Genomic DNA, 25,675 nt, shown 5'->3' on the forward strand with positions numbered 1-25,675 from the left:
GAGAGTCACATTACTCCTGACGGCTTTTTTTGTATAGCATATCTACATGAGGAATGCCATCATCGAGATATACGTTAGATACCGGTTTAAAACCAAACGATTCGTAAAAATGTTTGATATAGTCTTGTGATGAGAGTTTCACGATTGACTCCTCCATGTCGTTTAATATAAAATCCATCGCACGCTCCATTAGTTCATGACCAACTCCGTATCCTCTCTGTTTTTTTGTAACGATTACTCTTCCTATTGCAACTTCACGATAAGTAGCTTCTTGAGGAAGAATTCTAGCATAGGCAATAATTTCACCATGTTCTTCTTTAAATAGGTGATGGGCAATTTTGTCATGATCATCAATTTCAGGGTACGGGCAATTTTGCTCTACGACAAAAATGTTAACGCGTTCCTTTAAAATAGCGAAAAGTTCATTTGTCGTTAATTCTTCAAATGACTTCATTTTCCATGGCATGTTTATTCCCCCGCATCTTTATCTTATATGTATCCTACCAACTAATCTTATCGCAAATCTCTCATACTCTTCAAAGTCCCCTTGTTCAGGGGACTGTCCCCGCACAATTTTGTGTAAAATTGTGGGATGTTTGCTGAATTATCAGATGTTTTAGGTGATTTGGCGTGTCATTGATAAAAAGGGTGCATTTAATAGATTGAGGTAGTAGATTTGTTAGCTCTTTCTATTTTTAGTTATTTCTTGTGTTTACTTCTTGAGGTTAAAAAACACTATATAAGGAGAGTAAAATGGGAGAACAAACTTCGTGTGTATATTGCGGACGCGAGATTAAATATGATATTAAGCTATTTAAAGAAGGTGCTCATGGTGAGCCGATGTGTGAAGATTCTACGTGTGTTGATGAATGGAAATTAGGGATTACGTCGGATGATGACGTTAATAACACAGAGGGTGGTGAAGTATAATGGTTTTGCCTATCAATCTGGGGAGACCAGTAAAAGTGTTTATCGATCCTGGTCACGGAGGTTCTGATCCTGGAGCAGTAGGGAATGGATTGCGAGAAAAAGATTTAAATTTAAATACGGCTCTTCAGTTGAGAAACATTCTACAGAACGATTACCGAAATGTGGAAGTTAGATTGAGTCGGACCTCAGATGTATTTTTATCCTTGGCTGCACGAACACAACAGGCTAATAATTGGGGGGCAGATCTCTTTATATCAATTCATTTCAACTCAGCATCAGCTGCAGCAACTGGTTTTGAATCGTTCCGGTATCGAAATGCACCTAATCGAACGCGTCAAATCCATACAGAATTGCATCGGACGATGTACAATCAAGCTTGGCGTGGCAAGATGCCTGATCGTGGTACTAAAACGGCTGGGTTTTATGTCCTTCGTTATACGTTAATGGCGGCCGTTCTGACTGAAGGAGGCTTTTTAACCAATAGTAATGATGCAAGTTATCTTCGTTCTTCTGCTTTTATTCGTGAAGCAGCAAGGGCTCATGCAGAAGCGATCGCAGCTGTATTTTCTAATATAGGTAGAAAAAGTACAGGTGACTGGACGGGACAAGTGTTGAGAAATGGAGACAGAGGGCCACTTGTACGAAGGTTGCAAGAGGAACTATTAAACTTAAGCTATAATCTCGGTTCCTACGGAGCTGATGGTATTTTTGGAAATGTTACTGAAAACGCATTGAGGAACTTTCAGAGAGATGCTGGGATACTAGTTGATGGTATAGCTGGACCACAGACGTATCAAGCAATGCAAAACGCTACTTCAAGTGGGACGTTAGTAATTGTCGATGTTGATACGTTAAATGTTAGAAACCGCCCTTCTTGGGAGGCGAGCGCAATCGCAGGCCAAGTAAGGCGAGGAGAAGCGTTTACAGTGGTTGAGCGAGTAAATGTGCCAGGTAGCTCTACGGATATGTATCGATTAAAGAGTGGATTATTTATAACAGCAAATGAAAACTTCGTGCGAACGAGAGGTGTGTAAAACGAGAAAGGGAAAAACATCATATGTGCTTTACCTTGTTCTGGAATGGTGTTCTTCGCTCATTCTGGGCTTAAGAAGCATCAACACCCCTTCCGAAAACAGTCTAAAATAAATGAGATGGCTTTTTCCATCACCCTTGCACTTAAATCACATTCAAAAAAATAAAGTTCGGAAGAGCAATCCTTCCGAACTTTGTTTGTTTCCAGGGTCTGTCCCTAAAACAAATTGTCGGGGGACAGTCCCCGCACAATTTATTTATCTTGTAAAAAATGAGGTGGTTTTGCTTTTGCGCCCCAAATAAAAACTACCGCAACTGAAAGAACGAGAACGATGGGGGGGGCTAACATGATTAAAAAGGTTGTTAGGTCCATTTCGATACCCTCCTTCCTTTATTTTTTCCCTTGCACATAATCGGCGTCAAAGAGGAACAGCCTCATAATTAAATACAGCGAAGGGATGAGTAGCAATAGGCCTGCTATGAAAGCGACGATTAATGAAATGGCCATCGCATCATTTGTAAATCCGTCATAAATCGTTAAATACGGATAAAGGAGATAAGGCAAGTGCGCCGCTCCGTATCCGAAAAAGGCTGTGAAGAATTGTACCATGACTAAGAAGAACGCCCATCCGAAATTTCGTCGTTTCCATATGAAGGCAGTGGCAAGTATGAACGAAATAAAAGAGATTCCAAACATCCACCATAAATCGAGCATGTTTGCATAATGCAGTTCATTCCGCTTTCCAAGTAAAAAGAAAACAATAATCCCCATTATGATTGTTGGAAACGACCAAGATAGAGCATACTTCCTAAAAAGCTCCAGTGCAGGTTTATCTTGAGCCCGGTTTGCGTAATAGGTTAAAAAGCTCGCCGAAATAAACAAGACACTAAAGATGGCAAGGAAGACAACGCCCCATGAATACCAACTCGTAAAAAGCTCACCGTATTGTAACTGGACATTCCCGTTATTAACGGTAATGTAATCACCCTCTGAGATCGTCAATACCGTCGTTAATGAAGCTGGAATGAGTAAACCCGTGGCTCCGTACAAGAAAGAGTATACGTGACTATCTTTTGCACCATACGTAGCAAAAGCATAATAAGAACCACGAAGAGCTAACAAAATAATCGAGACACTACCAGGAATTAAAAGAGCTGTTCCGTAATAATAGGCGGTGTCTGGAAAAAACCCTACAATCCCGACAAAGAAAAACACGAGAAAGACGTTTGTTACTTCCCACACAGGAGAAAGGTAACGCTGAATAATGTTGTGAGCGACGTTCCTTTTATTGGTAATACGGCTGTAGTAGCTAAAGAATCCGGCGCCGAAATCAATCGACGCCACAATTAAATAGCCGTAAAGGAAAATCCAAAGTACCGTTATTCCTATTACTTCATAATCCATGCCCGGTACCTCCCTTTATTTATTGCTGATTTTTCTAGTTTTTTCGATCTCTCGCTCTTCCAGCTCATGCTCAACCGGGTTTTGTTTAAACATCTTGCGTAAAACAATAGAACATGTAACCCCGAGAACCACATAAAGGATGGAGAAGAGGACGAGCATTATATCAACGTGATTAGAAGAGGTCGCACCTTTTTCTGTTCTCATCACCCCGTAAATAATCCACGGCTGTCTACCAACTTCTGCAAAAATCCAACCAGACTCAATAGCAATCATGGCTAATGGCCCGCCGGCTGCGATAGCCCAAAGTAGTGGTTTGTTAAATGGATTCCATTTCTTTCGCCAGCTTAGTACAACGAATAGGATAGAGACAGCTGCTAAATACATACCAATCGCTACCATCAGATCAAAGAAATAGTGGACGAACAGCGGTGGTAATTCCTCTTCAGGATAGTCATTTAATCCAACGACTTCAGAGTCTGGTGTCCCTCCTGCTAAAATACTGAGTGCATAAGGAATTTCTAACGCGTACTTTACTTCGTTATCGTCAGTCAGAATACCACCTAAAATAAGCGGTGCCTCAGATTCAGTTTCAAAATGCCATTCAGCAGCAGCAAGTTTTTCTGGCTGATATTCGTGAAGGTATTTTCCAGACAAATCACCAATGACAGCCGTTCCAACAGCAAAAATGGCACCTGCAACCATCGTTAAATGGAGTGCTTTTTTGTGGTAGACATGGTTGTTTCCTTTAAGCAAATGAATCGCCGCAATGGTCGCAAGGATAAATGCGGAGGTTAAGTAACAGGTAATGATAACATGGGAAATTTTTGTAGGTGTCGCTGGGTTAAACATGGCGGCTAACGGATTTACCTCTGTAAGAATCCCGTCAACAAGCTCAAATCCTTGTGGCGCATTCATAAAACCATTTACTGTTGTAATGAAGAAAGCGGAAGCTGTCGCCCCGATTACAATTGGAATCACAAGTAAAAAGTGTTTCATTTTGCTTTTAAAGCGGTCCCAAGTGTACAAGTAGATACCTAGAAAGATAGCTTCAAAGAAAAACGCAAATATTTCTAGAAATAGGGGTAAGCCTATCGTATGGCCGGCTGCTTGCATAAAGTTGGGCCATAAAAGGCTAAGCTGTATCCCAATCGCGGTTCCTGTCACGACCCCTACGGCAACAGTTACAACAAACCCCCGAGCCCACCTCCGTGCTAACAAGGTGTAGTGGGGGTCATTACGTTTAATTCCCATCCATTCTGCAATGGCGATCATAAGTGGTACACCAACACCAATTGTAGCAAAAATGATGTGGAAGCCTAATGTGAAGGATGTAAGAAGGCGACTATATATAACCGGATCGTATTCAAACATAACTCTTTCCCCCTCTTTCTTAATTCTCTCTATTCATCGATACGAAAGGCTATAATTTATTTCATGTACATGGAAAGTAAACGACTAAAACATGATTACTATCCTTATAGTAGTAAATGTGAAACAATAAACATATAGGTAATATCCCCTAATGTATTGTTATTTTGTGAGCAATCTTTGAAACCTATATAAATAAACGTGGTGAGTATTGTAAAAGTGAGTGTTTATAAAGGAAAGTTAGCATAAACACTAAAAATAACTTGTAAAACAACAAGTAGTGATGGGGGGAGGGTTTGTATCACTACCTGTCTTTACCCATTTCAAGAACCAGGTCAAACAAAGACCTTAAGTTTTAAGAGGGTAACTTAATGAAGGAGATTTTCAAGGTTTAAAAGAATAGGTTATTGAAACAAATTTCTAACAGGTTGTAAAAGTTATATTAATCAACCATTAATTAGTTTATGAGTATAGTAAAAGCAGAGAAATGATGGAGGGGTAATATGCGATTTATATTAGTAGAAGAGCACGACCTCATTCGATATGGAACTATTCAGCTATTAGGTGATTTATTTCCCGTGGAATATATTTTAGAGGTGAAGGGTAAAAAAGAGCTTTTTACTTTATTAGAAAAATATAATTTTGATTGGCTTATTTTAAACCCAGATGCATTTCCATATGAAAATACAGGAAAGGTCATTACTGAAGCTAGAAAGCAGCAGTCTGATATGAAAATAGTTTTGTTTGGGGAGGCAGAAGGGAAGTTTGACCCGTCATTTCTTGAGAAGCATCAGATTTTAGGTATTATACGTCATGATGATGCTATTGAGGAAATCATGAGTGCATTTGAAGCGATGAAAGAAGGAAAAAGTCATTACCCGTTTCTCCATCCTATTACAAATAAAACAAATAAAGATCATGAAAAAAAGGAAGGTCCACTTACTGAACGGGAGAGAGAAGTGTTTGACCAGATGATTAAAGGGTTTACTCTTATTGATTCTGCACGCTCTCTTGGTATATCAGAAAAAACAATAGAAAATCATCGTCGGAACATCCGTAAAAAACTGTTAGTCACTAACCAACAGCAATTACTAAAAGCCGCTGAAAAAATGGGGTTTCTTTCCTACAAAGAAGATTAAAGAGGAAGCGGCAAATGTTACCGCTTCCTTAAAACTTCTCTTATTACACTTCATAATGGTGGCAATCAATGACAAGAAGATCGATGTACGGTAGCTACTTCACTACGCTATTCAAACATCAACTCATTAACAAAAACTTTCACCGACTCGAAGTAACGAAATTCTGAATTAGTCCAGTGACCTGGCATGTTTACGTTAATTTCATAAATATCTCCTTCGTGTACTTTGAGCGCATAGAAAGTAATTTCCCCTTCTGGATGACTCCAGACAGAGTGACGGTCGACCTCTTCAAAAGGATTTTCTCTGTCTAATATTTCTGTATACCCTTGCCCTTCTTTTTCTTCTTTGTGATGAAGCTCTTCTAACTCATCAAGCGACCGCTCGTTTTCACTTGGATATCGCGTGACACTGATGCTTGCTTCTTCTCGTTCAACCGCTCCATACATAGAGTAGATATGAACCGTTTCGCTATCATCGGACGTAGCGCTTTCTTCAACTTCAAATTGTTCCTCAATGTAAGAAGAGAACCGCATATCCTCGTTAACATATAAAACGTATTCATATTCCTCATCCATTCCTTCTTGAACGAACTCGTGATTGATCGTTTCTGGACGATCATAAATCCTTTCGACAGGTTGGTCTACTTCTTCATCAAGGTCGTCTATATCCCCAGGGTGTGGATCTTCCTCTGGATCTTCTACATCTCCAGGTACATGAGAAGTACTATCATCTGGAAGTGTAGGGTCGTCTTGAGTAAGGTTGTTGTCACTCATCAGAAAAGACCCCATAAGAATTCCACCAACAAAAAGAAGTGATACGACCGCAGCGTAGACAGGCCAATAAACTAACTTCCTTTTACGCTTTTTTTCCAACTGTACCCCTTGGAAAATTTCCTGAGCAGATGTTGTGGGTGAGGCTGTATTATATTTTTCTTTCAATTCCTTCATTTTTTGGTCAAAATGATTTGAATCCATCGGTTTGACCTCCTTCTTCAAGCGCCATTCTGAGTCGTTCTTTCCCTCTTTTTAACCTGGTTTTCACTGAGTTTTCACGCATCCCAATAATCTTAGCAATTTCACTAATGGTTAGGTCGTGAAAATAAAAGAGGACAATTGGAACACGATATTTTTCATCCATTTTCAGGATGTGTTCATGTAAAAGACTTGCTTCTTCACTTAACCTGTCATAAAAGGAGTAAAACCCTTCAGTTGTTTCCATTTTCATTTTGTTAATTTTTGAACGCTCTCGTTTTTGCTTACGAAAGAAATCTTTACATACATTGAGTGTAACGCTATATAACCACGTACTAAACTTCCCGTATGAATATCTATTTAAAAATCGGTAGACTTTGATAAAGACTTCTTGTGTAACATCGGGTAAATCATTTACGTGAACACCGATTTGACTGGCAAAACGTTCAACGGTTGTATGGTAGTTTGATATGAGCTCGTAAAACGCTTCATCGTTTCCTTGCAAGGACTGGTGAATCAATCTTTTTTCGTCGAGATCTCGCATTCTCTGTCCTCCTTTCAATGGTGGAACGATGTTTATTGGAAAGAAGTTTCATTTGTAGGATGTATTTTTCTTCATCATCATACAATGATGTGTAAGAAATAAAGACTAGAAAAAAATGGTTGACGGAAATTTCGGAATAATGATATGATTAGTTTCGAACAAATATTAAGGTTACGAAAGGAGGAGAGCAACATGAAAGTACTACAGATGATTTTTACAGAAATGAACCACCACCAACTTTATAACTTATGTTGTGGCTCCACCTTTATAGCAGATAAGGTATGGAATTTTTAACCTATATCTATGTCTATTAAGCGCAGCTACAACTCTCGTGGCGTGCGCTTTTTGTATGTATACATTCAAATTTAAGGGATGTAATGCGAGCACATAAGCGGGAAGCTTATGTGCTTATTTGTCTTTTGGTGATCGCGGATCAAACGTGCCGGTCACATAGATTAACACTATTTTGGAGGGATTATTATGATGAGAAGATTTTTGCTAGTAGGAATGCACACAAAAGAGCAAGAGACAGGTGGAGGTTAGCGGAAACACGCACTTAGGACAATCGAATAGGATGTGACAATGTATGTTTATCGTATTAAAGAAGTTAGCATGGTTTTTTAAAGCCCATTGGAAACGCTACACATTTGCGCTTACATTACTTGTTATCGTGAGTTTACTTGAAGTGATTCCACCGAGATTGATTGGTCTTGTCATTGACGACATTCACCAAGGAATCATGACGAATGAGCGTTTATTTTTATACATCGGAATTATGCTTGGCTTGATGGTGGTCATTTACGTGATGACGTATACGTGGATGCGTCAGCTTTTTGGTGGAGCTTTTGTTATTGAGAGGACACTACGATCGCGATTTATGCATCATCTGATGAAGATGACACCGACTTTTTATGAAAAAAATAAGTCTGGAGATTTGATGGCAAGAGCGACCAACGATTTAAAAGCCATTTCAATGACGGCTGGCTTTGGTGTTCTTACACTTGTCGATGCGACTGTCTTTTTAGTCATCATCTTATTTATGATGGGGTTTTTAGTCAGTTGGAAGCTTACGATTGCAGCTTTTTTGCCTCTACCGATTATGGCTTGGCTCATGAAGCGTTACGGCAAAATTATTCATGAGCGGTTTATGAAGGCACAAAATTCGTTCGGAGATTTAAATGACCAAGTTCTTGAGTCAATTTCAGGAGTGAGAGTCATTCGCGCATACGTTAAGGAAAAAGATGACGAATCCCGTTTTAAAGTAATCACAAATGAGGTGCTTCAAAAAAACATCGCTGTAGCTCGAATTGATGCACTGTTTGAACCGACGATTAAAATTCTAGTGGGTCTTAGTTATATGATTGGACTAGGCTACGGTGCATTCTTAGTGTTTAACAGTGAAATTACTCTCGGGCAGCTTGTCTCGTTTAACATTTACTTAGGAATGCTTATTTGGCCAATGTTTGCCTTTGGTGAATTAATGAACATTATGCAAAGAGGAAATGCCTCGTTGGATCGATTAAATCAAACATTTGCTTATGAAGCGGATGTGAAAAACAGTACAGAGCTAGTTCACGTCTCTTCACCGGAATCGATTGCCTTTTCAAATGTTCATTTTCAATATCCGAGTTCAAAATCACAAGCATTAACAGACATTAATTTATCAATCAAAAAGGGTGAAACAATCGGAATTGTTGGAAAGACTGGTGCTGGTAAAACGACATTATTAAAACAGCTACTACGTGAATACCCATCAGGGGCAGGAAGCTTAACAGTGTCCGATGTTCCAATCGGTGAAATTGAACTTGGCCAATTGAAGAGCTGGATCGGATATATTCCACAGGAACAATTCCTATTTTCAAAGACAATAAGAGAAAATGTCCGATTCGGAAGACCAGATGCCTCGGACTATGATTTTTACAGGGTTCTTGATTTGGCATCGATTACAAAAGATATAAAGACATTCCCAAAAGGTATTGAGACTCTCGTAGGGGAAAAAGGTGTTTCCTTATCTGGCGGTCAAAAACAGCGGGTTTCCATTGCAAGAGCTTTGCTTAAAAAACCGGAAATCTTAATTTTAGACGATGCCCTATCTGCTGTAGACGCGAAAACGGAAGCTACTATTATTACAAATATTCGTCATGAACGAAAGGAAAAGACGACATTTATTTCAGCACATCGTATGTCGGCAGTGAGTCACGCAGATCAAATCGTCGTCATCGAAAATGGCAGGATTACTGAAGCCGGTACTCATGATGATTTGATGAAGCTCGGTGGATGGTACCAGGAACAATATACAGCACAACAAATTGAACAAAATCACTTGGTGAAGGGAAGGGAGGTGCATATGCGATGACACCGACAAAAAGATTAATTCGCTATGCCCTTCAGTTTAAACGAACGATAATTTTTGCGTTGCTGCTACTAACGATTGCAGCAGCAGCTGAATTAACGGGACCATTTATCGCAAAGCAAATGATCGATAATCATATTCTTGGGATTGAGAGAGAATGGATCGAAGTAGCTGAAGAAGGCGAAGTTAGCTATGATAACCGCGCCTTTATTCGAAGCGATCGCTACGAAGGGGATAAGGAGGTTTTAGGGGAAGCCCAAGTGCTTCAAATCGGATTGAACTATGTATTTTTAGAAGATCCCATTACATTCGATGGAGAGCGGGATTTAGGAAGCAATACGCTCACGGTTACCCGGGGAGACGATACTGAAACATATCCTGTTACGCCACTTGCAGCAAATGAAGTGTTTCAATTTTTCCAGCCTGAAGTAAAATACTTGATGATGCTAATGGGCGGCTACTTTTTACTCGTGTTAATGGCAGCAATTCTACACTATCATCAAAGCTTTTTACTGCAAAAATCAGCAAATCAAATCATTCAAAAAATGAGAACAGATGTCTTTGAAAAAGTGCAACAGGTGCCGATTCAATATTTTGATTGGCTACCTGCTGGGAAAATTGTCTCAAGAGTCACAAACGATACCGAAGCAATCCGCGAACTATATGTACGCGTTCTTGCTACCTTTTTTACGAGTATCATTTATTTAATCGGGATATACATTGCTTTGTTTTTATTGGACACCCGCCTTGCGACCGCGGCTTTAGTGTTGCTTCCAGTCCTCGTAATCTGGGCAAAGCTGTACCGGAAATTTGCTTCAAAGTACAACCACGTCATTCGTGAACGATTGAGTGATATTAACGGAAAAATTAATGAAAACATCCAAGGAATGCCGATCATTCAAGCTTTCGGCAGGGAAAAAGAAACGAATGAAGAATTTGAAGCATTAAACAAAGAGCACTTTCGCTTCAATAACAAGCTTTTGACATTAAATGCGCTAACTTCATTTAATCTTGTTAATTTATTTAGAAATCTCGCTTTTGTCGGTCTCATTTGGTATTTCGGAGGGGCTTCTGTGGGAGTGGGAGCCGTGTTTTCTTTAGGTATTCTTTATGCCTTTGTTGATTATCTGAACCGCTTGTTTGAGCCTGTTAATAACCTGGTCAACCAGCTGGCTCAATTAGAGGAAGCCCGTGTGGCAGGGGAACGAGTTTTTAACCTGATGGACGAAGATGGAACCCAAGTTTCAAAGGAGGAAGTTTCTCGCTTTAAAGGGAATGTGAGATTTGAAAATGTCTGGTTTGCTTATTCGGGTAGTGAATACGTGTTAAAAGACATTTCGTTTTCAGCAAAACAAGGGGAAACCGTCGCATTTGTCGGACACACCGGGTCGGGAAAAAGTTCAATTATGAATGTATTGTTTCGATTTTACGATCATCAAAAAGGTCTCGTGACAATAGATGGAATGGATATTCATTCCCTTTCAAAGCAGGCTCTACGTAAGCATATGGCAATCGTGCTACAAGATCCGTTTCTGTTTACAGGGACGGTTGCTTCTAATGTCGGTTTGGATGTCCCGCATATTTCTCGTGAGGATATTCGTTTGGCATTAGAGAAAGTCGGTGCAAAAGAGATGATCGATTCACTTCCAAATGGAATCGATGAAGAGGTTAAGGAGAAAGGTAGTACCTTTTCGTCCGGACAACGTCAACTTATTTCATTTGCCCGGGCATTAGTATTCAATCCATCGATCCTCATTTTAGATGAAGCGACTGCGAACATCGATACAGAAACAGAAGCTGTCATTCAAAAAGCGTTAGATGTGGTTAAAGAGGGGCGTACGACCTTTGTCATTGCTCACCGTCTATCAACGATTCGCCAAGCAGATCAAATTATCGTATTAAATAGTGGAGAAATATTGGAACAAGGCAATCACGATCAGTTAATGGAGAAAAAGAGTAACTATTTTTATATGTATCAATTGCAGCAAGGAGTTAAAAAAGAAAATGAAACATTTGCTGGATAAATGAGCAAAGGTCCCTTTATATAGAAAAGCTTTCGAGGAACCTCAAAAGGTATAAGACATTCTTTTGGGGTTCCTCCTCATTTGGGTACAGCTATCTTCACAACGCCTCTCTCCTTATATGTATAATGTTTGAAGTAAAGATAGAAAATAAAGATGAGTAACGAAGGTAAGACATTTTACATGTAGAAAGGCAGATTAACATGGATAATAAAGTGAGCAAAACAAAGGAATGCATCAAGGAAATTGTTTACTCTTTATTTGAAAATGAATATGAAGGGCTTTTTTCTATCATAGATTCTCAAAAACAAAAACAACCTGATCAAAATATCGATAATGAAGACCCTTTACAAAACTTGTAATCCCCCTTTTACAACTGAGAGTGTTAAGGGTGTTTTGCCCATAATTTCACCGTCGCTATGAATGATCAGTGCAGGCTCTGAGCGAATTTCAATATTTTTTCCCCTCAACATGGTCACAGACGGATGGTCGGTGTGTTTTCCTCTGTAGGCTTTCGGTAAAACCTTCAAGAGTTCCCATATTGATAAATTATGAACAATACATAGATCAAACAGACCGTCTTGATAATTTGCCTCTGGACATATTTTTATCCCACCACCGTAGTACGGAAAAGTGGCTGTTGCAATAAGCCACACGTTTGAAAACGTTCGTTCCTCTTCATCAACTCTAATTTGTACGGTTGATGGCTTATATTGCCAAAGTCCTTTCATGATACTCAAAAAGTAGGCTAACCCTCCTAAGCCAACTCGATTACACCAAATTTTATGTTTTGAAGTGTTAGTGATTTCTGCAACTAAACCGTCAAATCCAATGCCTGTTACAGTAATACAATAGTTGTTGTCACCAACTTGTCCTACGTCAATCGCCAACGGTTCCCCTTGGATGATGCGATGGAGTGCTTCCTTATAATCTTTTGGAATCCCTATGCCCCTTGAAAAATCATTACCCGAACCCGCAGGTATAATCCCTACTGGCGTTTTCGTATGAATGAGAACATTGGCAACTTCATGGAATGTGCCATCTCCTCCAATGACGATTATTTTTCTTGTTTCATCATGTACTAAGGATTTAGCGATATCACGGGCATGCCCAGGGTATTTAGTCATTTCTGCTTGATATGAAACTCCATAGTCTTCCAATACCTCTTTTGTCTTTTTCCAGACATACTTTCCCTTCCCATTTCCAGAAGTCTCATTAACAATAAGATAGTACATGATCGATTTCTCCCAACTAATTTGGTACATATATTTTAATGTGTTTTGGCAGTACTTGAAAGGTAAAGGAGTCTGCCTTCTTCCGATCACCATCAATATTAACTGGCAGGTGATTAGGAAGATGAAATGACATTGCTGTTATTTTATCTTCATAAACAAGAGCGTTTTTTACTGGCAAGTGGAATAGCTTTGACATTAAAATAAAAAATAATGCCAGTCGATTACAACGTTTGATTGCGAGAAGATGAAAAACGCCATCACTTGCGAAAGCCTTTGGGTGGATTTTTCTAAAGGGACCAACAGAATCCCCGTTCATTATCATAAAAAAACTGATCTCTCCTTCATTTTGGTGATCTCCAATTTTCAATGTGATCGGCTCCTCCGGGTTAACCCAGTAATGTTTTGTAAAATAATAAACGTATGCTAACTTTCCGAATTTCGATTTAAGATGTGAAGGTGTTTTATATATGAGCTCTCCAAGCCAGCCTGCCGCAGCGATATTTGTGAAGTATATGTTCCCTATTCTTCCTATATCTACAGCCTTTTCGTTACTTTTTTTTATAATGGCAATCGCTTTTTTGACATTAGATATTCCGAGAAACTTGGCGAATTCGTTGCACGTTCCTAGTGGAATTAGACCAATTGAAGGCTTATACCTTTCCTCTGAAATATACTGGATAATCTCATTTATTGTGCCGTCTCCTCCTGCGATGAAGATAGATTCCCACTTTTCTATGCATGCCTGCTTTACTTTAGCTCTGATGTTTTTAGTATCGTCATTTGTTTTAAGTAAAGTCACCTCATAACCAAGATTCTTCACTTCTTTTAAAATTAAAGGGAATTTTCTGTGCCTGCTTTTTTTTCCAGCAAAGGGGTTATAAAGAAATAAACACTTTTTAGATTTATCCACTTATTCTCCCATCCCTTTTCTAAAAGATAACGTTAAGAGCTCGAGGTCTTTTTGACTGGCTTTTTTATATAAGATTGTTGCTATTTGATAAGATCTTCGCTCGAATTTCGCTGTCTCAAGGTAAAATAATCCTTTAGACTTTAAACGAGAGGGCACTTAAGCTAACACTCTTCTATCTACCATTATGTACGGTTCAATTCGTTTTTATTTCCTATGTTCTATCATATATGAATAAAAACCAAAATATGGTTAAAAATAAAGGTAAGACAATCTTTCAGAAAAAGAGGGGATTTCTGTGAAGTCAATTCAATTTGATTATAATGTGCCCCGTTATGTTTTCACAAAAGCTGTTGGAAGGATATCCAATTCTTTCTATTGGCATACGAGATTATCCTGCTTGCGTTTGCGAGAAATTGAGGATATGAAGCTGCCAAATGATGAATGGGTAAAAATAAAAGTCAAGTATGGAGGCATTTGTGGTAGTGACCTCAATCTAATCTTATTAAATGACAGCCCTAAATCCTCTCCATTTGTATCTTTTCCTTTCACGATTGGACATGAGGCCGTTGGGGAAATCGTTGAAGTGGGCAAAATGGTTTTTGGTTTTGAAGTAGGGGATCGTGTTGTAGTGGACCCTGTCCTCTCTTGTCAGGCAAGAGGTATAAAAGAACAGTGTACTGCTTGTAAAAAAGGGCATTACAGTCTTTGTGAAAATAAGCATGAAGGCAATATCTCACCTGGTCTACTCATTGGTACATGCAGGGATACGGGGGGGAGTTGGGGGACATCCTTTGTCGCTCATCACAGCCAAGTATTAAAGCTTCCAAACGATGTAAGTGATCTTAACGGTGTCTTGGTAGAGCCGTTTAGCTGTGCGTTACACGCTGTCCTGCAGAATCCTCCCCCGAAAAACAGCACCGTGCTTGTAGTAGGAGCCGGCGTTATTGGGATCTGTGTAGTCGCTGCTATTCGAGCCCTCGGACTTGACTGTAAAGTGGTTGTTTTAGTGAAACACCCTTTTCAGCAACAGTTGGCCGAAAAGTATGGTGCTGATGAAGTAATTACCTTGTCGAGAACGAATGCTTATCTTCAGCAAACGGCAACTGCACTTAATGCAAAAACACTAAACCCAGTCTTTGGCTCTCCTGTCATACACGGAGGAGCAGACATTGTTTATGAATGTGTGGGTAGAAAAAAAAGTATCAATGACTCACTTCAATTTACGAAAAGCGGTGGGAAAGTTGTTTTATTAGGACTGGCCAGTTTTATCGATGGTATTGACTGGACAACAGTATGGTTAAATGAACTTTCGATAAAAGGGAGTTTTGCCTATGGCACTGTCAATCAAGAAGGGGAGCAATTAAGAACGCTCCAACTTGCTATTAATCTTATGCAAAGCGGTAAAGTAGACCTTTCATCACTCATTACGCATCGTTTTCCGTTAGAGGATTATCGTAAGGCTCTGGAAACAGCTACGAGTAAAAGCAAAGGATCCACGATGAAAGTTGTTTTAGAACCTTAAAGTGAAAATTCAACCTTTTAAAGAGGATGTTTAAAAGTCCGCTAAAAACAGCCTTTTGAATACACATTTACACATATAGCGAAACACCATCTAAAAAATCATGGAGGGAAAGTCATGAAAAGTTTTGCTGTTACAGGAAAAAGAGAAAACCGATTCTTAACATTCTTAGCTGAAGGGATTCAAGACGTTTTTATGGAAAATGAGTATTCCTTATACGACCCGCCAAAAGATGATGTCAAACTTGTTTTTAACTTCATTGACTCTCAAAATCCTAGACCTTTTCGCCGTAAAGCTCAAGCAACATTTGTAGTATCAGTAATTGAAGGGGACGGAGAAGAAGGAAGCGACATCCGTAAAGCAGCGTATCCTTATCTTATTCGTTCATTAGCGAACCATCTGATGTACATTGTGCATGGAGAAGGTAATACAACGGTTTATTTTCTAACACCTGAACAAGGCTTTTATCAAATTAGCTATGTACCTGGGCAGGAAAAGGATTTCTTTAACAAAATTTACACACGCCTCGAGCCTCTTTCGTCGTCACGATTGGTGATTAACAATGAATTCTTGGACGATCTTCCAGAAGATCTCTGGAATGGGGATAATATTACGCAAACGATGAGTTCATCCGGGAAAAAGCTTGATCAAATGAACTTGCTACCAGCCCCATTCCCATTAGAGGAATGCTTGACGAAACGAGACATGAGACATTTGAATAAATTGTACGGAATTGGCGGTTTAAGCTATGGAAACCTAAGTGCAAGAAGAGATGACGAGCACTTTTGGATGAGTGCAAGTGGTATTGATAAAGCGAATATGGTGTCTGTCGGTGAAGACTTTTTATATATTAAAGGGTATGACGAGCAAAAAAATACAATTCGAGTGAGTGTCCCGCCAAAAGTAAAACCTAAACGGGCTTCCGTTGATGCGATTGAACATTGGATGATTTATAAGGAGCACCCGGAAGTTGGAGCTATTGTTCACATGCATGCATGGATGGACGGTGTACAGGCTACAGACATCAATTATCCTTGTGGCACGATTGAACTGGCTGAAACCGTGGCGAAGCTCGTAAAAGAGTCAGAAAATCCTTCTAAAGCTGTAATTGGCTTAAAAAACCACGGATTAACGATAACCGGATCGAGTTTGGAAGAAATATTTGAACGAATTGATGGGAAAATTACACCTCAAGTTCCGATGAGTTAGTGATTACTATGAAAAAGAAGGTAAAATAAGGACCGGGAGCCACCGGTCCTTTTCTTATTCAGTTAAACCGACCCTCTGTTGGATAAAATCCTCCTTGAAAAACTGCTCAAAAGCAAAGCGAGCGGTATCTCCCGTAGTGACTCGTTTGCCCCCTTCAGGCAAGTAATCGGTTTCATATCGGATATTTCCAGTTTCCTCGCCATTCGGCAAGTAAGTAGGACAGATGAGCGTCCAGTCAAGACTCGATTCTTTAAGTGTTAAAAAGGCTTGTAAATGATCCTCTGCTGCAGAAGTGGCTTTTCGATTTGATTCGCTAGATTGAAATCGGTAAACTTCAGGTTCTGTACGAGCTTGAAGGATTCCTGCAGTTCCAACTGAGACGATTCTTTTTACCATTTCCTTTTCCATTGCTGTTACCAGATGCGGAGTAAACGAGGAAAGAAGGTTTGTTTTATCTGTAGAAAGACAAGAAATCACACCATCTTGTCCTTTTATTGCCTCAAGTATATCCTCTTTTTTCTTCGCATCTCCACGCACGATTCTTACGTTAGAAGGAAGAGGAGACGGCAATTTTTCTGGAGAGCGAACAAAAGCGGTAAAAAGATGAGGGCTATTGTCAACAAGCTTTAGAATGTGCGAACCAACCCGACCGGTTGTTCCGAAAAGAAGAATATTCATATTTATATTTGACCTCCTATGTGAGCGGATATTGACTATTATTGAAGTTGTTCAAAAACTTCAGGAAAAAGCTAATGCGGCGTTTCGGGTAGACACTTACAGCTTTGTTGGTGGATACAACCTACCTTTATGACACTATTTTTTCACACTTTTTTTAGTCGTTCTTTGTTAAACTAAAGTGAGAATCGCAAAAATAGGAGAGAAAACATGTTTGAATTAGTCGAAGCCGTTAGTGCTTTTTTTAGAGAACCTTTCATGAATGCGGCAAACCAGGTTGAATCCATCCCAGTTTTATTTGCACTTTTATTAGGACTAGTAGGCGCATTGGCTCCTTGCCAGTTTTCCGGAAATCTAAGCGCGATCACATTGTATGGTAGTAAATCATTAAATCAAGGTGTTTCATGGTCAGATGCCCTATTTTATACATTAGGAAAAATTGTTGCATTTACTGCAATTGGCAGCATCGTATGGATGGTCGGACAGGAGTTTCAACAGCAGCTCACTGTCTATTTTCCATGGATCCGAAGGGCTCTTGGACCGATGCTGATTGTTATTGGTCTATACATGCTCGGTCTGTTTACGTTGCGGTGGACGCTGAAATTGTGGAAGCGTTCCTCTCAAGACACGAGTAAGCGAACTGGGAAGTGGGGCGCATTTATGCTCGGATTCAGTTTTTCACTCGGGTTTTGTCCGACGATGTTTTTACTATTTTTCATGCTTCTTATGCCGCTGACGTTTACTACGGGGTATGGGGGAGTGCTGCCCGCAGTTTTTGCTGTTGGAACGGCTGTACCTTTTTTGATTGTCATTCTTGTGATCTGGTATTTAGGCGCCGGTGGTGTTATGAAAAAGGGCCGGCGACTGGGACTTTTTGTCCAACGAACAGCAGGCGTTTTGATGATTGTTATTGGTGTGTTAGATATTGCTACATTTTGGTAGCGTATAAGCGAAAATGTGTCCTATGGGTACTCTTTTACTATCCAAGGACACTTTTTTTGCGTGATAAAATATAGAGCGACAGCTATCTTCACCCCTTACTCTTCTAACAAAAACCCTTCCTTCGCTAATGCTTTAATGGCTTCGTCAAGCAATTCACCTGAGGGAGCTTCGATGGTATGTAAATGCACACCATCTGTGAGCTCTGACAAATATGAAGCGTTGTTAGATTCTATTTTCTCAATGAATTTTTCGACCTCTTTTCTGTTGCTAACCATAACCGACGCAGTTAAATCACCATAAACAGGATGTTCTATTTTCACATCCTTTACGGTGATACCGTGATCTACGAGCAAATACAACTCTTCTTTTGTCTGGGAAGGCTTATGACTGGATACGATCACTCGTTGATAAGGTGAATCGTCCTGTTCATTTTCAATAAGCATATAGCCTTGAGAGGTGGCCAAAATTGGCACATTACGCGCCTTTAAAAGAGAGATGTCTTGTACAATCACTTGACGGCTTACATTCATCTTTTTTGCTAAACGCGCTCCGGTGAGAGGTGAGTGAGTCGTTTTTAATGCAGTGTGGATTAGTTCTCTACGTTCTTCACCGAGCCATTTTTTTGTTCTTTCTGTCATGGGGTAGTTCCTCCGTTTTTGCATTAGTCACTATCGACTCGATAATGTCAATCGTTCTGCTTAGTTCGTCTTGGGTTGTTGCAATACCAAATGATACGCGTACGAATTCTTTCGCCTCTTGATCGGACTTCCCTATAGATGATAATACATGGGAAGCCTCTTGTTTCGCAACCTGACAAGCACTCCCGGTTGACACGCAAATACCGTGGCGGTCTAATGTCAACATCACATATTGCCCTTCTATTCCTGGAATGCGAAATCCGACGATATGGGGCACGGCTTTTACATGGTGTCCTTCAATGACAGCTGATGGAACTCTCCTCGTTAATTCGGATGCAAAAGTATCTCGCAAATTACGGAGCTTTTTTTCGTTTGCTGCTCTTGATCTGAATTGCTGCTGAGCAGTCTTTGCAAAAGCAGCAATTCCAGGTGTATTTATGGTGCCAGGTCGAAATCCGCTTTCATGAGTAGAGGCTGTAAACGGATCTATGCCTTCCCACATAACATTTTCAGAAATAAAGACAGCTCCAACACCTTTTGGGCCATACACTTTATGAGCGGAAATGGACAAACACGAAATTTGATCTTTGTTGACATCAATCCCGATTTTCCCGAACGTCTGCACCACATCGGTATGAAAGTGCACTTCTTTTTTAGCACAAAGAGCTCCGATTTTGTTTATAGGCTGAACGGTAGCAATTTCAGAGTTGGCGTGTTGTACAGAGACTAGGACGGTTTTGTCAGTTATGGATTCTTCCAATGCTGAAAGAGAAATCTCTCCTCGTTCATTCACATCTAAGTAAGTCACATAAAAACCATCAATTTCCAATTGCTTAAAAACAGATAAAATAGACGGGTGTTCAATCTTCGTAGTAATGACATGCTTCTTTTTTCCTTTAAAAGAAGCAGTAAGCGAGCGGATCGCCCGTTCATTTGACTCAGTTCCACCACTCGTAAAATAAATCTCATGCGGCTTTGCACCAATATTCAAGGCAATCTCCTGTCTGCTCGCTTCGACAATTTGTGTCGCATTATAGCCTCCTTCATGAAGACTACTCGTATTTCCGTAATAATGCTTTGACACTTCCTTATATACATCAAAGGCTTCTTCACTCATTCGTGTTGTCGATGCGTGGTCTAAAAAGATCATGTATACGTCTCCTTAAAATTTAAAAGTAAATGGTCAAAAAGTACGAGAAAACTCGTTTTTTGTAAAAAATGATGTAAAAGAGGGTGTTCAAAAAGTCCACTAAAAATAGCTGTCGTATCTCTAGTTGCAAACACAGGAAGTAATCCTTTCTGTCTCTTTTTGTCCTCATTTTTGAATACCCATAAAAAATAATAGTTGAGTTTAGTTTAAATTTATGTAAATATATGTGTCAAGACACCTGTAAATTTAAAGAGGGGTGTATCAATGAAAAAGAAAAATGTGATCATTGTCGGCAGTGGTTTAGCAGCACTAACAGCTGTAAAGAAATTAGCTGAGCACTTTAATGTGATTGTTTTCACAAAAAGCCTTTCTAGCGGGAGTTCCTGGAAAGCACAGGGAGGTATTGCTGCAGGTATATATGAAACGGACAATGGAGAACAGCATAAACAAGATACAATTCGCGCCGGTGGTGGTCATAATGATCCGCGTGCCGTTGAGCTACTCGTCTGTGAAGGGGAGCAGGTCATCCGAGAGTGGATTAAGGAAGGAATGGTGTTTGACAACGAGTCAAATGGACAGTTGGCCTTAGGGATGGAAGGAGCGCACTCAGTTCGGCGTATTCTTCATGCTGGCGGCGATCAGACTGGAAAAAAAATGATGGAGTACCTATTAGGAAAAGAGGTGGATGTGGAGCTCTATACAGACAAACATATAATAGACTTGATTCATTTACGTGGTGAGTGCAAAGGGGTTTATGTTAAAGATACTTTTGGTCAATCGGAGTGTTACGAAGCAGATGCGGTTATCCTTGCTACAGGTGGATATGGTGGTTTGTACGAAGCGAGTTCAAACGACCAGGACTTAGTTGGGGAAGGCTTAGCTCTCGCTTATCGTGCAGGGGCCACACTTACTGATTTGGAATTTACTCAATTTCACCCGACGTTGTTGTGGACAGAGGGTCATAGCAGAGGACTTGTTTCTGAAGCGGTGCGCGGAGAGGGAGGAGTACTTGTTGATGAGCAAAACAACCCTTTGATGGGGTGGCACCCGTTAAAAGACTTAGCACCTAGAGATGTCGTTGCTAGAACACTGTTTCAAAATGTAAAGCGTAATGAAGCGGTCTATTTAAATATAAATAATGTACGTGCCTTTAAGACGCGCTTTCCAACGATTGAGAAGTTATGTAGTGAAGCGGGGGTTCACGTGGAAGCAGGCAGGATTCCTGTTCGACCGGGGGCGCATTTTTCCATAGGGGGCATCGAAACTGACTTAAACGGAAGAACCTCTGTACCGGGCTTGTATGCTATCGGGGAAGTCGCTTGTACAGGTGTTCATGGTGCTAACAGGCTGGCGAGTAATTCCTTACTGGAAGCGATTGTATTTGGAAAGCGAGCAGCCGAACACATTGTAAACGGTAATAGTTTCGATAGTTGCAAACCGACTGCATTCCTTATGGATGATTTTATGCCGGTACAGTTGCCAGGTAAAGAAGAGGTCATTCAAAAGGTTTCGTACGCTGTTGGCATTGAAAAGAACGCCAATGATTTACAAGACTTAATTAAATGGTGTGAGGGCTATGGTGTGAAACGCCATTTGCATAGTTTCAGAGGATCATGGACTAAAGAGGAGCTTAAAAGGAGCAATATGCTGATTACGGCGTGGTTACTCGCCTCATCGTCACTTTTACGAACAGAAACGAGAGGTACACACTATCGTGCAGATTTCTCGACTGCTAACGACCTCAGATGGCAAGGGCAAAAAGTAAGACGAAACAAATTGGAAAACAAGTGGATGATAGAAACGGGTAACGAGAGGAGCAATCAATATGAACAAGTGGATGCTTAAACAATCATTAGAAGAGTGGCTACGAGAAGATATCGGATTTTCAGACCTTACGGCAGAAGCGATTTTTCCATCCGATGCACAAGGAGAAGCTAAGTTCATTGCCAAACAACCAGGTGTCTTTTTTGGTGTAGATATTTTAAATACTGGTTACCGGGAGCTTGGGTTAAATGTTGACGTTGTGTGTGAAAAAAAAGACGGGGATCTCGTTCAAAAAGGAGATATTTTGGCCAATGTGAGCGGGTCTGTTCGCGACATTCTCACAACAGAGCGGGTATTTTTAAACTTGTTGCAGCGGCTGAGTGGTGTTGCGACGGCTACAAAACGAGCCGTTGAGGAAACGAATGGCTTTTCAACTCGAATTTGTGATACACGAAAAACGACGCCAGGACTTCGAATGCTCGAAAAAGCTGCTGTGCGCGCTGGTGGTGGGGGCAATCACCGGTTCCGTTTAGATGACGCAATCCTAATTAAAGACAATCACATTTCCGCTTGCGGTTCTATTCACGAGGCAGTGAAACGAGTAAAGGCATCAGTCGGTCATATGGTGAAAATTGAAGTCGAAGTTGAAACAGCTGAACAGGTGGAAGAGGCCGTTAAGTCAGGGGCGGATGTGATTATGTTTGATAACGTCTCACCTGATACGGCAAAAGAATGGGTAGAGCGGGTACCAAGTGTAGTGGTTACAGAAGTGTCCGGAGGAATCGCTACCGATGCTATTCGTGACTATGCGGCAACGGGTGTGGATGTGATTTCAATGGGTGTACTTACCCATTCTGTGAAAGCCCTTGATATTAGCTTAGCTTTTGTAGAAAAAGGAGGCGGAGTAAATGAGCGCGCTTGATTCCCTGTTACAAGATCAAACACTTTTACCTGATTATTATAAAAATCAATCAGACAATGCGTTAATAAGACAAATTTCCACGATCAAAAAGGACTTAGGCAGCCATCTTTATTTACCAGGACACCATTATCAAAAAGATGAAATCATTCAATTTGCTGATGATACCGGGGACTCTTTAAAGCTTGCTCAACTATCAGCAACGAACAAGGAAGCCTCTTACATCGTGTTTTGCGGAGTACATTTTATGGCTGAAACGGCAGACATATTAACGGACGAACATCAGCAGGTCGTTTTGCCTGACATGCGAGCTGGTTGTTCAATGGCAGATATGGCTAATTATGCACAAACTGAAGTCGCTTGGGAAGCGCTTACCGAACAGTTTGGGGATACAATTATCCCGCTTACTTATGTCAATTCAACTGCTGAAATAAAAGCGTTTGTAGGAAGACATGGCGGAGCTTGTGTTACATCATCTAATGCTAAACAAATTGTGACATGGGCATTGAAACAAAAGAAGAGGATTCTATTTTTACCTGATCAGCACCTAGGGAGAAATACTGCTCATGATTTAGGCATTCCTTTAGATGAAATGATTATCTGGGATCCAATTGCTGGAAAGCTTGAAGAAACAGACCACCCCGAAGAAGTGAAAGTACTTCTTTGGAAAGGGCATTGCTCCGTTCATGAGAACTTTCGAATGGAGCATGTGAAACAGCTTCGCGAAAAAGAGCCGGATCGCCGAATACTAGTACACCCTGAATGTACGTGGGAAGTAGTCCAGGCAAGTGATGATGCGGGGTCTACAAGTTATATTATTAATCAAATAAAGAATGCTCCAGCTGGAAGTAAGTGGGCAATCGGAACAGAAATGAACTTGGTAAGGCGACTGATTCAAGACAACCCGCATCTCGATATTACTTCACTGAATCCGTATATGTGTCCTTGCTTGACGATGAACCGCATAGATTTACCTCATCTTGCATGGTCACTTGATCAAATCGTCAAAGGTAGTCCAGTGAACACGATCCGCGTCCCAATAACGGTTGCAAAAGATGCACAAAAAGCACTCCAACGGATGCTTTCTCTTGTATAAAAGGCTGTTTTCGGAAAGTATTGTTGTTTTTTAAGCGTTAGGCAAGCATCCGCTTGCCTAACGCATAAATATATTCGGTGGTTCGTGATTTTAATGAAATAGAAGCAGAAGATCCGAGTTTATCCCCGATGTTTGCATGCGAAAAATGCGGCGGAGAAATGTACCCCGAATATGATAAGGGAATTCATGGCGTAGAGTACCGTATTCGAATAAGCTGTGACTCAAAAAGAACCTAGCTTGGTGATTTTCCCAAGCTAGGTTTTTTACTAAAAGAATTTATAAGTGGAGAGCTACTTTCACGCCGCTATGCGTTTTTTCATATATAGGTAGTATTTTCGCAAATATATTCAATATGTTTTGACGGCTAATTCCCTTTTGATGAATACGCAAAAGTACAAGTTCAACTAAGATTTTCCTTTCTGGACGTTTAGTCAAATTTTAATAGTGTAATTATTGTTCATCATTTCACATGATTTTAAATAGTATAAATTTATTTACAATTCAGAATAGGTTCCCTATAATAAAACTGAACGATTGCTCAGTCAGGTAACAGTGCACCTTTTTTTCGACAAAAAAATGAAAACCTTTACATTAAAATAGGGGGAGAAAATTTCATGAATTTTTCACTTACAAAAGAACAACAGATGATCAAAGAAATGGTAAGGGATTTTGCTAAAAATGAGGTTGAACCATTAGCAGATGAAGTGGATCGCACAAGTAGGTTTCCAGCAGAAACCTTTAAGAAAATCGGGGAATTGGGACTACTAGGCATCCCATTCCCAGAGGAGTATGGTGGATCCGGTGGTGATACGATTTCGTATGCGCTAGCTGTCGAAGAAATTGGTAAGGCATGTGGGGGAACGGGATTAAGCTATGCTGCAGCCGTTTCACTCGGTGCTTCACCCCTATACTATTTCGGTACAGAAGAGCAAAAGCAAGAATACCTTGTACCGATTGCAAAAGGGGAAACATTAGGAGCGTTCGGGTTAACTGAACCAAACGCCGGGTCAGATGCAGGAGGCACACAGACGAAAGCTGAACTAGCCGGTGATCACTATGTGATTAACGGGGAAAAATGCTGGATTACGAATACTGAATATTCGAGAATCGTGATTGTTACAGCAGTGAATGGAACAGATGAACGCGGTAAAAAGAAAATCTCTGCATTTATCGTACCTACCGATTCTCCAGGTGTAACAATTCGAAGCGATTATGAAAAATTTGGGGTACGAGGTTCAAACACGACAGAGATTCATTTAGAAGATGTGAAAGTGCCAAAAGAAAACATCCTTGGAGATCCGGAAAAAGGATTCAATCAGTTTTTATACACCCTCGACGGTGGACGTATTTCCATTGCCGCACTTGCAGTAGGAATTGGTCAAGCAGCATATGAGGCGGCTCTTGCATACAGCCAAGAACGTAAACAGTTTGGAAAAGCGATTGGCAGCTTCCAGGCGATTCAATTTAAGCTCAGTGATATGGCAATGGAGCTTGAACTTGCCCGTAATATGGTTCATAAAGCAGCCTGGTTAAAAGACAACAATAAACCGTTTAAAAAAGAATCAGCTTATGCAAAGCTATTTGCTTCAGAAGCAGCTACAAGAGCGTGTAATCAGGCCATTCAAATTCATGGTGGGTATGGCTATATGCGTGAGTACAAAGTAGAGCGTTACTTACGTGATGCAAAGCTTATGGAAATTGGTGAAGGAACATCTGAGATTCAACGACTCGTTATCGCTCGTGAAATTGGTTGTCCAAGAACATAAGGAACTTTGTTTAATAAATTAAAACATCGGGGAGTCAGATTGAGGTTGACTCGATCTAACTGAAATCCACCTATGCAAACGATTAGAGG

The 25,675-nt window shown here is 40.3% G+C and carries 24 protein-coding genes; 13 read left to right on the plus strand and 11 right to left on the minus strand.

The genetic code is table 11. The features are described from left to right. Positions 1-10 precede the first annotated feature (10 nt). Entirely contained in the window at positions 11-466 is a 456-nt protein-coding gene (locus tag CDZ94_RS19995) for a GNAT family N-acetyltransferase (protein ID WP_096440191.1), read from the minus strand. 287 nt (positions 467-753) lie between these two features. Between CDZ94_RS19995 and CDZ94_RS21605 the strand changes: the two genes are divergently transcribed. Further along, entirely contained in the window at positions 754-930 is a 177-nt protein-coding gene (locus CDZ94_RS21605) for a hypothetical protein (RefSeq protein ID WP_198546739.1), read from the plus strand. After that, positions 930-1,964, plus strand: coding sequence for an N-acetylmuramoyl-L-alanine amidase (locus CDZ94_RS20000; protein ID WP_096440193.1), 1,035 nt, complete (start codon positions 930-932; stop codon positions 1,962-1,964). The genes CDZ94_RS21605 and CDZ94_RS20000 overlap by 1 nt, the downstream gene beginning before the upstream one ends. A gap of 251 nt (positions 1,965-2,215) precedes the next feature. Here CDZ94_RS20000 and cydS read toward each other — a convergent pair whose 3' ends face one another. The 3 genes from cydS to CDZ94_RS20010 are packed head-to-tail and all read right to left on the minus strand — an operon-like array spanning position 2,216 to position 4,738. Then, entirely contained in the window at positions 2,216-2,335 is a 120-nt protein-coding gene (gene cydS / locus CDZ94_RS22025) for a cytochrome bd oxidase small subunit CydS family protein (RefSeq protein WP_425352550.1), read from the minus strand. Between the two features lie 18 nt (positions 2,336-2,353). Next, positions 2,354-3,367 carry a cytochrome d ubiquinol oxidase subunit II gene (locus CDZ94_RS20005; RefSeq protein WP_096440195.1) on the minus strand — a complete coding sequence of 338 codons (1,014 nt, stop codon included), beginning with the start codon at positions 3,365-3,367 and terminating at the stop codon, positions 2,354-2,356. Positions 3,368-3,382: 15 nt separating this feature from the next. Next, the gene (locus CDZ94_RS20010) at positions 3,383-4,738 is read right to left on the minus strand and encodes a cytochrome ubiquinol oxidase subunit I (protein WP_096440197.1); all 1,356 of its coding nucleotides are present in this window, start codon (positions 4,736-4,738) and stop codon (positions 3,383-3,385) included. A gap of 500 nt (positions 4,739-5,238) precedes the next feature. Here CDZ94_RS20010 and CDZ94_RS20015 point away from each other — a divergent pair, with 500 nt between their 5' ends. Beyond that, positions 5,239-5,874, plus strand: a complete 636-nt coding sequence (locus CDZ94_RS20015; RefSeq protein WP_096440199.1) for a response regulator transcription factor — start codon at positions 5,239-5,241, stop codon at positions 5,872-5,874. A 107-nt stretch (positions 5,875-5,981) separates the two neighbouring features. Here CDZ94_RS20015 and CDZ94_RS20020 read toward each other — a convergent pair whose 3' ends face one another. Then, positions 5,982-6,848, minus strand: coding sequence for a hypothetical protein (locus CDZ94_RS20020; protein WP_096440201.1), 867 nt, complete (start codon positions 6,846-6,848; stop codon positions 5,982-5,984). Beyond that, complete coding sequence (locus CDZ94_RS20025; RefSeq protein WP_096440203.1) at positions 6,829-7,389, minus strand: RNA polymerase sigma factor; 561 nt, start codon at positions 7,387-7,389, stop codon at positions 6,829-6,831. Before CDZ94_RS20025 ends, CDZ94_RS20020 begins: the two co-directional genes overlap by 20 nt. Positions 7,390-7,975: 586 nt before the next feature. On the opposite strand from CDZ94_RS20025, the gene CDZ94_RS20030 reads away from it, so the two are divergent. The 3 genes from CDZ94_RS20030 to CDZ94_RS21475 all read left to right on the plus strand — a co-directional run bounded on the left by CDZ94_RS20030 (position 7,976) and on the right by CDZ94_RS21475 (position 12,125). Then, positions 7,976-9,745 (plus strand): ABC transporter ATP-binding protein, encoded by a 1,770-nt coding sequence (locus CDZ94_RS20030; RefSeq protein ID WP_096440205.1) that lies wholly within the window; start codon positions 7,976-7,978, stop codon positions 9,743-9,745. After that, entirely contained in the window at positions 9,742-11,766 is a 2,025-nt protein-coding gene (locus tag CDZ94_RS20035) for an ABC transporter ATP-binding protein (protein WP_096440208.1), read from the plus strand. The genes CDZ94_RS20030 and CDZ94_RS20035 overlap by 4 nt, the downstream gene beginning before the upstream one ends. A 200-nt stretch (positions 11,767-11,966) precedes the next feature. Further along, entirely contained in the window at positions 11,967-12,125 is a 159-nt protein-coding gene (locus CDZ94_RS21475; protein ID WP_157812025.1) for a hypothetical protein, read from the plus strand. Here the strand turns inward: CDZ94_RS21475 and CDZ94_RS20040 are convergent. Both CDZ94_RS20040 and CDZ94_RS20045 read right to left on the minus strand, forming a co-directional pair. Further along, positions 12,111-12,998, minus strand: a complete 888-nt coding sequence (locus CDZ94_RS20040) for a diacylglycerol/lipid kinase family protein (RefSeq protein ID WP_096440210.1) — start codon at positions 12,996-12,998, stop codon at positions 12,111-12,113. The genes CDZ94_RS21475 and CDZ94_RS20040 overlap by 15 nt on opposite strands. 16 nt (positions 12,999-13,014) lie before the next feature. Continuing rightward, on the minus strand, positions 13,015-13,908 hold the full coding sequence (locus CDZ94_RS20045) for a diacylglycerol/lipid kinase family protein (protein ID WP_096440212.1): 894 nt from the start codon (positions 13,906-13,908) through the stop codon (positions 13,015-13,017). Positions 13,909-14,203: 295 nt separating this feature from the next. On the opposite strand from CDZ94_RS20045, the gene CDZ94_RS20050 reads away from it, so the two are divergent. Together CDZ94_RS20050 and CDZ94_RS20055 are read left to right on the plus strand one after the other, a co-directional pair. Continuing rightward, a complete protein-coding gene (locus tag CDZ94_RS20050) occupies positions 14,204-15,430 on the plus strand; it encodes a zinc-dependent alcohol dehydrogenase (protein WP_096440214.1) in 1,227 nt (408 codons plus the stop codon). A gap of 114 nt (positions 15,431-15,544) precedes the next feature. Then, positions 15,545-16,636 carry a class II aldolase/adducin family protein gene (locus CDZ94_RS20055; protein ID WP_096440216.1) on the plus strand — a complete coding sequence of 364 codons (1,092 nt, stop codon included), beginning with the start codon at positions 15,545-15,547 and terminating at the stop codon, positions 16,634-16,636. A 54-nt stretch (positions 16,637-16,690) separates the two neighbouring features. Here the strand turns inward: CDZ94_RS20055 and CDZ94_RS20060 are convergent, their stop codons facing one another. After that, positions 16,691-17,314, minus strand: coding sequence for an NAD(P)-dependent oxidoreductase (locus CDZ94_RS20060; RefSeq protein WP_096440218.1), 624 nt, complete (start codon positions 17,312-17,314; stop codon positions 16,691-16,693). Positions 17,315-17,521: 207 nt separating this feature from the next. Here CDZ94_RS20060 and CDZ94_RS20065 point away from each other — a divergent pair, with 207 nt between their 5' ends. Continuing rightward, the gene (locus CDZ94_RS20065) at positions 17,522-18,253 is read left to right on the plus strand and encodes an urease accessory protein UreH domain-containing protein (protein ID WP_096440220.1); all 732 of its coding nucleotides are present in this window, start codon (positions 17,522-17,524) and stop codon (positions 18,251-18,253) included. Positions 18,254-18,348: 95 nt separating this feature from the next. Here CDZ94_RS20065 and CDZ94_RS20070 read toward each other — a convergent pair whose 3' ends face one another. Both CDZ94_RS20070 and CDZ94_RS20075 read right to left on the minus strand, forming a co-directional pair. Then, on the minus strand, positions 18,349-18,891 hold the full coding sequence (locus tag CDZ94_RS20070; RefSeq protein ID WP_096440222.1) for a transcription repressor NadR: 543 nt from the start codon (positions 18,889-18,891) through the stop codon (positions 18,349-18,351). Continuing rightward, positions 18,860-20,041: a cysteine desulfurase family protein gene (locus CDZ94_RS20075; RefSeq protein ID WP_096440224.1), complete on the minus strand. Its 1,182-nt coding sequence runs from the start codon at positions 20,039-20,041 to the stop codon at positions 18,860-18,862. The genes CDZ94_RS20070 and CDZ94_RS20075 overlap by 32 nt, the downstream gene beginning before the upstream one ends. A 264-nt stretch (positions 20,042-20,305) precedes the next feature. Here CDZ94_RS20075 and nadB point away from each other — a divergent pair, with 264 nt between their 5' ends. The 4 genes from nadB to CDZ94_RS20095 all read left to right on the plus strand — a co-directional run bounded on the left by nadB (position 20,306) and on the right by CDZ94_RS20095 (position 25,586). Continuing rightward, positions 20,306-21,886, plus strand: coding sequence for an L-aspartate oxidase (gene nadB, locus CDZ94_RS20080; protein WP_096440226.1), 1,581 nt, complete (start codon positions 20,306-20,308; stop codon positions 21,884-21,886). Next, entirely contained in the window at positions 21,867-22,727 is an 861-nt protein-coding gene (gene nadC, locus CDZ94_RS20085; protein ID WP_096440228.1) for a carboxylating nicotinate-nucleotide diphosphorylase, read from the plus strand. Before nadB ends, nadC begins: the two co-directional genes overlap by 20 nt. After that, positions 22,714-23,820, plus strand: a complete 1,107-nt coding sequence (nadA, locus tag CDZ94_RS20090; RefSeq protein WP_096440230.1) for a quinolinate synthase NadA — start codon at positions 22,714-22,716, stop codon at positions 23,818-23,820. Before nadC ends, nadA begins: the two co-directional genes overlap by 14 nt. A gap of 614 nt (positions 23,821-24,434) precedes the next feature. Next, on the plus strand, positions 24,435-25,586 hold the full coding sequence (locus tag CDZ94_RS20095) for an acyl-CoA dehydrogenase family protein (RefSeq protein WP_096440232.1): 1,152 nt from the start codon (positions 24,435-24,437) through the stop codon (positions 25,584-25,586). Positions 25,587-25,675 lie beyond the last annotated feature (89 nt).

It is taken from the genome of Alteribacter populi, from assembly GCF_002352765.1.
Classification (GTDB): domain Bacteria; phylum Bacillota; class Bacilli; order Bacillales; family Salisediminibacteriaceae; genus Alteribacter; species Alteribacter populi.